Origin of the sequence: Sporomusa acidovorans, assembly GCF_900101845.1 — a bacterium.
Lineage (GTDB): Bacteria > Bacillota > Negativicutes > Sporomusales > Sporomusaceae > Sporomusa > Sporomusa acidovorans.
This window is the reverse complement of the sequence record NZ_FNAM01000092.1, coordinates 1-7125: the sequence shown is the minus strand read 5'-3', so window position 1 is coordinate 7125 and position 7125 is coordinate 1. Positions and strand designations below refer to the sequence as shown.

The 7125-nt window shown below is 35.6% G+C and carries 7 protein-coding genes; all 7 read left to right on the top strand.

The features are described 5' to 3' along the window. The first annotated feature begins 221 nt into the window (after positions 1-221). A complete protein-coding gene (locus BLR65_RS28255) occupies positions 222-1508 on the top strand; it encodes an SIR2 family protein (RefSeq protein ID WP_093798101.1) in 1287 nt (428 codons plus the stop codon). Beyond that, a complete protein-coding gene (locus tag BLR65_RS30670) occupies positions 1501-2715 on the top strand; it encodes a helicase HerA domain-containing protein (RefSeq protein ID WP_093798099.1) in 1215 nt (404 codons plus the stop codon). Before BLR65_RS28255 ends, BLR65_RS30670 begins: the two co-directional genes overlap by 8 nt. A gap of 92 nt (positions 2716-2807) precedes the next feature. Then, entirely contained in the window at positions 2808-3629 is an 822-nt protein-coding gene (locus tag BLR65_RS30665; protein ID WP_093798097.1) for an ATP-binding protein, read from the top strand. 209 nt (positions 3630-3838) lie between these two features. Further along, a complete protein-coding gene (locus tag BLR65_RS28240) occupies positions 3839-4744 on the top strand; it encodes a deoxyguanosinetriphosphate triphosphohydrolase family protein (protein WP_093798095.1) in 906 nt (301 codons plus the stop codon). 260 nt (positions 4745-5004) lie between these two features. After that, positions 5005-5187 (top strand): DUF255 domain-containing protein, encoded by a 183-nt coding sequence (locus tag BLR65_RS28235; RefSeq protein WP_211285104.1) that lies wholly within the window; start codon positions 5005-5007, stop codon positions 5185-5187. A gap of 514 nt (positions 5188-5701) precedes the next feature. After that, positions 5702-6349 (top strand): DUF1638 domain-containing protein, encoded by a 648-nt coding sequence (locus tag BLR65_RS28230; protein ID WP_093798093.1) that lies wholly within the window; start codon positions 5702-5704, stop codon positions 6347-6349. A gap of 11 nt (positions 6350-6360) precedes the next feature. Then, a partial coding sequence (locus BLR65_RS28225) for a hydantoinase/oxoprolinase N-terminal domain-containing protein (protein WP_281241620.1) occupies positions 6361-7125 on the top strand: 765 nt, incomplete at its 3' end.

Here is a 7125-nt window from a genome sequence, read left to right as displayed (position 1 = left end):
AGGATTGTTTATAATCGCGAGGACGGTAGTTTGAGGCTAGATGTTTTATATAAATAATTGAATGATGTAATAAGTTGAGAAACTCCTGCTAAATTTGTATTAATTTGGCAGGAGTTTCTTTGTTTTGTAGGAATATAAAAATAAAAGAGTAACAGTGCCTAAAAACTTTGATGTGTCTATTAGATTGATATGTAAACTAAATTTATATGAAGAGGGAATATATGGATAAATATAATATTGATTGGAATAAAAAGCATATTCTAAAAATTAGTAATGAATTTTTTTCAATGGATGATCTTAGTGAAGAAAGTATTGAGTGGCGTAAAAAAATTGAACCGTGGCTTACTGCAATATTTCAGAGTGAACATTTTTCTCTTTTAACTGGTGCAGGATTAACTACTGCAATTACGACGTTAGCGGGTAAGCGTTCTCAAGGTATGGAACGATCTGAATTCGGCATATTTAAAAAAGAAATTCAGGAATGGGCAGACAGATCTTCTGTAGAGATGGCAAGAGGACAAGCAAACATTGAAGACGATTTGCGCACCGCCTTAGAATTATTAAGGGGACTTCAGATTCAGCAAACAGAGCTTGCTAACTATTTAAAGAATGAAATAGATAATAAATTATCGGATTTTATAAAAAATATTCTTGAAACGGAATACAATTTTGAGTTAGATAAAGAAAAGTCAAGAGAGGCACTTAGTTATTTAAAGTCTTTTTTGATTAGTTTTGCAAGTCGGGCTGCCTCACGGGATCGTTTGCAGATTTTTACTACTAATTATGATAGATTTATAGAATATGGTTGTGATTTAGCAGGTATTTATACACTAGATCGTTTTATTGGAAAAGTTCAGCCTATATTTAGGGCTTCCAAAATAGAATTAGATTATCATTATAACCCGCCGGGAATTCGTGGAGAACCAAGATATGTTGAAGGAGTAACTAAATTAACCAAATTGCATGGATCAATAGATTGGAGATTTAAAGATGGAATGATTATTAAAGCTGCTTTGCCTTTTGGTGCTTCGCAGGATCATCCGGAAGTACCCAAAGATGCATCAGATCATCTCGTAATCTATCCAAACTCATATAAAGGAATTGATACAGCATTTTACCCTTACGCTGAGTTATTTAGAGATTTTGCCTCCGCTATATGTCGCCCCAATTCTGTACTCGTTACATATGGGTATGGCTTTGGGGATTCACACATCAATCGTATAATTAGAGACATGCTGGTTATACCATCAACTCATGTTGTAATTATTTCTTATGACAATGCTTCGGGGCGAATAGAGAACTTTATTCAGGAAAATAATCAATCTCAATTTACTTTACTTATTGGTAATCATTTTGGAGATTTTAGGACCTTAGTTGATTCATATTTGCCCAAAGCTGCTATTGATCGATTAACAGAACGTATGCAGAAAAATGTCGAAAGACGTGGATTAACAGAAGACAATAAAAAAAATAGTAATAACATTGATGGAGCGTTATTCAATGGATAATGGAATGAGTTTTGATAAATTACGTGATCTTGCTATTGGAACAGTAGAGTTTGTTTCACCTTCAGAAATAAAAGTATTGCTTGACATAAATGCGCCTCAAACTACAGCTCTTAATACCGGTGTTCCCACACTTTTTCCTAAGATTAATGGTTTTGTTTTAATTCCTAATGAAATGGGTGCATTAGTGGGGATTATCTCTTGGATGGGAGTCGAATATTCACAGTATCCCAAAAGGAAAGGATTAAGAGATTTTGATGTTATTGACTTACCATATCCTTTGCGAAAAATATCTCTTAACCCTTTGGGAACTTTAAAAATTAATGGAAATGATTATGAATTAGAAAGAGGCGTTTTTAGTTTTCCCTCTGTAGGTGATACAGTAGTAATGCCGCTTCAGGAGCAATTACAAGCAATAATCGAGAATAAAGAAGCGGGTGCCAAAGTAAAAATTGGCACCTCACCAATTGCGGTAAATACCCCAATAAAGATTGATCCCAATAAACTTTTTGGGAGGCACTTTGCTATTCTTGGGAATACGGGAAGTGGGAAGTCCTGTTCAGTTGCAGGTGTAATTAGATGGTCCCTAGAGGCAGCGTTAGAAGAACAGAAAAAGTTACATAAGCAAAATAATAGCATACCTGATTATTTAAATGCTCGTTTTATAATTCTAGATCCCAATGGTGAATATTTAAATACGTTTGACGACTTGAAGCCTAGAAAATTTAAAATAAAAGTAGATGAAACAGAAAAGGATATAAAGCAATTAAGGGTTCCGGCATGGATGTGGAATAGTTATGAATGGAGTGCTGTTGCACAAGCAAGTGGAAGAACGCAAAGACCGTTATTAAGACAAGCATTGCGCGATGTGAGAAGGGGTTCAACGGATTGTAGTGATGATTTTGTCTTAAAAATGCAACGTGATTATTCAAGTTGTCTAGTTGAAGTAACGAAAGATTTAAAACAAGGTGCGTCAACATATAAAGGAAAACCTGGTAAGAATGATTTTGGGAAAAAAATACACAGTATAAGTAGAGATGCTATGCATGATAGCCAAAAGTTAGGTGCAGAAGGTTTAAAATCAGAATTAGAAAAGCTATCGAACGGCTTAAAAATGATTCAGATTCAAGATATGGGACTTTTTCAAAAGGTGAAGAAACAATTGAATATTATAATGATTTTGATAAAGAGCAGGTTGAAACGGCAATAGAATTAATTAAGTGCTTTTTAAAGAGTTGTGGGGGAGTTAAAAGATATAAAGGACCAGGTGAAGATTCACTCATAAACTTTAATGGAGAAGACTTGCCAAATTTTCTTGAACGACTAGCTCAAGAACAAAATGCCCAACAATATCTAGATTTTCTGATTATGCGTGTTCGAACGATGCTTTCTGACGCAAGGATGTCTTCTGTTATTGGAACAGAGCCCGGTATAGATCTTACAACATGGCTTAATGACTATATTGGCAACGATAAACCGGAAAACGGAAATGTTGCAATAATAGATCTTTCGCTTGTTCCAGTTGATGTTATTCATTTAGTTGTAGCTGTTATTTCTAGAATTATTTTTGAGGCACTTCAGAGATATCGCAAAGTCAACAAAATTGAATTGCCTACGGTGATTGTTATGGAAGAAGCTCATACGTTTATTCGTAAATTTAGTGATGCTAATGATGAAATTTCGCCACAAAAAATGTGTTGTCAGACTTTTGAGCGAATTGCAAGAGAGGGAAGAAAGTTTGGGCTTGGTTTACTCCTCTCATCACAGCGACCTTCGGAACTTTCCCCTACAGTATTGTCACAATGTAATACTTTTCTTTTACACAGGATTGTAAATGATAAAGATCAGGAATTAGTAAAAAGGCTTATTCCAGATAATTTAGGTAGCCTTTTGAGTGAGTTGCCTGTTTTACCGACTAGAAAAGCTATTTTATTGGGATGGGCGGCTCCTATTCCTGTTCTCCTTGAAATGAACGATCTAGATAGAACGAAAAGGCCAAATTCAGACGATCCTAAGTTTTGGGACGTTTGGACAGGCATTGAAAAAAGAAGTATTGAATGGCAAGGTATTGTGAAAGACTGGCAAAATGAAGGTATAAATAATGAAGAAGATGAGGATAATTAAGTATTTTATGTAGATTTGTATTGCCTAAATTTAGCTATATCGGGCACATACCATATTATACTGCAGAGAGGCATAGGATGACCTTTGACAAATTATTGACGAAGGTTTGGCAGTAATATAAAATACAGTCAAATTAACAAGGTTTAAGGGATAACCTATATTCTAGTTTAGCTTAATGGTGAAAAATTATATTTTGATACATTTATGTCTTGAAACATACAGGTATTAAAAAACATAAAGCATCAAAACGTAATTGTGAGCAGTGTTTGACAAAATGCTTTAACATAAATGAATTTCTAATTATTGGTAGTCCAAAATATCTTCATTTGGAATATGATTTTTGCACAACTCTAGAAGGGCAAATTATTGAGTTAGCGGATGAAATTGCACAAAGAGGGCATGATCTAGATGATGGTATAGCAAGTGGTGTTTTTACTGTAGAAGACTTAATAAAAGAATTAGAGAGAGAGGCCACAAAAGATTCAAGGTTTGAAGAGATAGCTAATTTAATTAACCAATGGGTTGCAAAAATTGAAAAAATTAATCGCGATATGATAGATGAAGCTGACTTAAAAAGAGCGGTGATTACACCCGCAATATTAGAATATTTTATACAGAGACTTACTAAAGAAGCTCTTAAAAATATGGAAATATATACAAATGAAAATCCAACATTTTTTTCTAATCCTGTTATTACTACACAGGTCATTAAATTTAGTGATAACGATAAGTTTGTTTTGGAAAATATTGAGGAAATTATAAAAACACGGATACTTAATTCTCAGGAAGTAAATTGTTTTGATGGAAAATCAGCTTATATAGTACGCAAGCTATTTAAAGCATACTATTCTAACCCACGCCAGTTGCCGGATAATGTTATAAGAAGAATTAATAAACAGTTGAATGTAGTAGGCATCGATTATATAGACATTCGAAAAGGGAAAAAAGATGAAGTTGAAGCTGAAATAGAGATATTACAAGGTATAGCTTCAAGTGGAAATGAGTCTAATGATTTTCTGAAGCATAGTATTTTTATGAGAAATATTGCCGATTTAATTGGTGGTATGACTGATGAATTTGCAAAGAGCCAGTTCCAAAATTTATATATGTCATAGAAATTTAGATTATTAAACGTAATAGTGGGAGAAGCAAAGAGATTCTTTTTTGTTTCTCATTACAAATATGGCTAAGATTTGTTGGCTAGGAATACAGACACGCCTTTTTCTTTATGGCATTTTGCATATTGACTTACCACAACATACCAATTATAATATAAATAATTACTAACAAATAACGATTATCCACAATAAAACGTATGTAAAATCACCTACAAGCAAATCCTAAATGGTAGCTATGAAAAATGAGGTGATGGTAAGTGACGACGAAGCACGTAAACCACCTAGCTAATGAAAAAAGTCCCTACCTATTACAACATGCCCACAATCCAATAGACTGGTACCCTTGGGGCGAAGAAGCGTTTGCCAAGGCGCGAGAAGAAGATAAACCGGTATTTTTTAGTTGCGGCTATAGTACGTGCCACTGGTGCCATGTACATTAAAGTAACATGTTCGTTTAATATTAGTCGGGGGAGAACCGTATCACTGGTAATGGCGAAAGAATAGGAGAACTCCTGGCAAATTTTGTTGATTTGGCAGGAATTCTGTGTATTTTCAAGGAATAAATTAGTGGTAAATTGTTTAGCGTTAATGAAATACCTTGAGTCAAAGAACCGTCACTTGACTCACATTGATCCACCTCGATCACCTATAAAACCTCCTGTCGCTTTTGTCTCAGCAATTCTAGCATACAGGATTTTAATGTGGTCGGGGTGGATCATTTTGGCATTGTCATTTTGAGCCACTGTGGCTCACTTCTAGAATATCTAAACCACGATTGACTTTTAAAGTCAATCGTGGTTTGTCATAAGAGCGTCTACTTATTCCGAGTTACAGTAAAATACCAATAAATTATATAGTTTAATTTATTGGCACATTTCTTGCTTAAGTTAATGTAGGTAGGAAATCAATTCAAGATCTATTGTCTGCCTTAATTAAATGTAGGGGAAGGTGTCTATGAACAAAACCAAAATAATCGCTTGTCGAACTCTAGAAGCGGAAATCATGGCAGTGCTGCCAAAGGATATCGACTATGATTTTTTAGAATATGGGCTTCACAATACTCCAGATAAACTCCGTGTGAAGCTGCAAGAATGCATTGATAAATCCAAAGAATATGAGACTCTGCTTTTTGGATACGGCTTATGTTCGAATGGTGTACTCGGGCTTAAGACTCCTAAGCAAACAATGGTATTTCCCAGGGTTCATGATTGTATAAGTTTGTTGCTTGGTTCAAGAGCACATTACGATAAAGAGTTTAAGCAGTTTCCTGCTACCTACTATCTAAGCAAAGGATGGATAAAAGAGAAAGGGGATCCTCTTTCCAGCTTCTATAGGTATTGTGATAAATATGGTGAAACTAAAGCGCGATGGTTTATGGAGGAGCAATATAGGAATTATCAGAGAATTGTATTTATTCACACCATTGACAACTGTAAAGAGGAAGTTGAATACAGTCGGGAAGTAGCTCGGTTCTTAAATGTAGAGCACTATGAGATAGTGGGGGAGTTGGATTATTTCAGGGGTTTGTTCAAAGGTAATTGGGGGGAGGAATTTCTTGTAATACCCCCAGGTAAAGATGCATCTTTATTTCATTTCATATGAGAGGAGTAAATATGCGAATAGTTTTAGGAATTGATACTGGTGGAACCTATACCGACGGAGTAATTGTAGAACTCGGCACAGGGGTGATTTTAAAGAAAGCCAAAGCCCGTACGACCAGAACAGATCTTGCTATTGGAATTAAAAATTGCATAGAAAACTTAGCGTACGACAACTATGAAGAAATCAGCATGGTGGCATTATCAACAACTCTAGCGACTAATGCCGTTGTGGAGGGTAAGGGATCTGAGGTTGGTGTAATTATTATTGGCAATCAACTGATAGAAAAGTTGCCCGGCGGTCACTGCGTAGTCATTAACGGTGGTCATGATACCGGCGGGATGGCTTACGAGCAGCTAGATGAAGAGACCTTGGTTCAAGCCTTCAAGGGATTTAGAAATAAAGTCTCCGCAATAGCAATATCCGGCTTTTGCAGTGTACGTAACCCTGAGCACGAACTGAGAGCAAAAGAACTAGCTCAAATGCATTTGAATTTACCTGTCGTTTGTGCACACCAGCTAGCGACATCGCTTGGCTTTTACCAGAGAACGGTTACCGCATATCTAAATGCTAAGTTGCTGCCGATTATTACTGAATGGATTGATTTAATTAAAATGGTTCTAGGTAGTTTTGGCATTAACGCACAAATCATGATTGTTAAAAGTGATGGTAGCCTTACTGATATCAAAGCTGCCATGGAGAAACCAATTGAAACAATATTAACAGGTCCAGCGGCCAGTATTGTCGGGGCTTGCAACCTATCAGGTAAAAATGATGCA

Coding starts and splice junctions, on each gene's coding strand:
- BLR65_RS28255 (WP_093798101.1), top strand. CDS start 222: ATGGATAAATATAATATTGATTGGAATAAAAAGCATATTCTAAAAATT.
- BLR65_RS30670 (WP_093798099.1), top strand. CDS start 1,501: ATGGATAATGGAATGAGTTTTGATAAATTACGTGATCTTGCTATTGGA.
- BLR65_RS28230 (WP_093798093.1), top strand. CDS start 5,702: ATGAACAAAACCAAAATAATCGCTTGTCGAACTCTAGAAGCGGAAATC.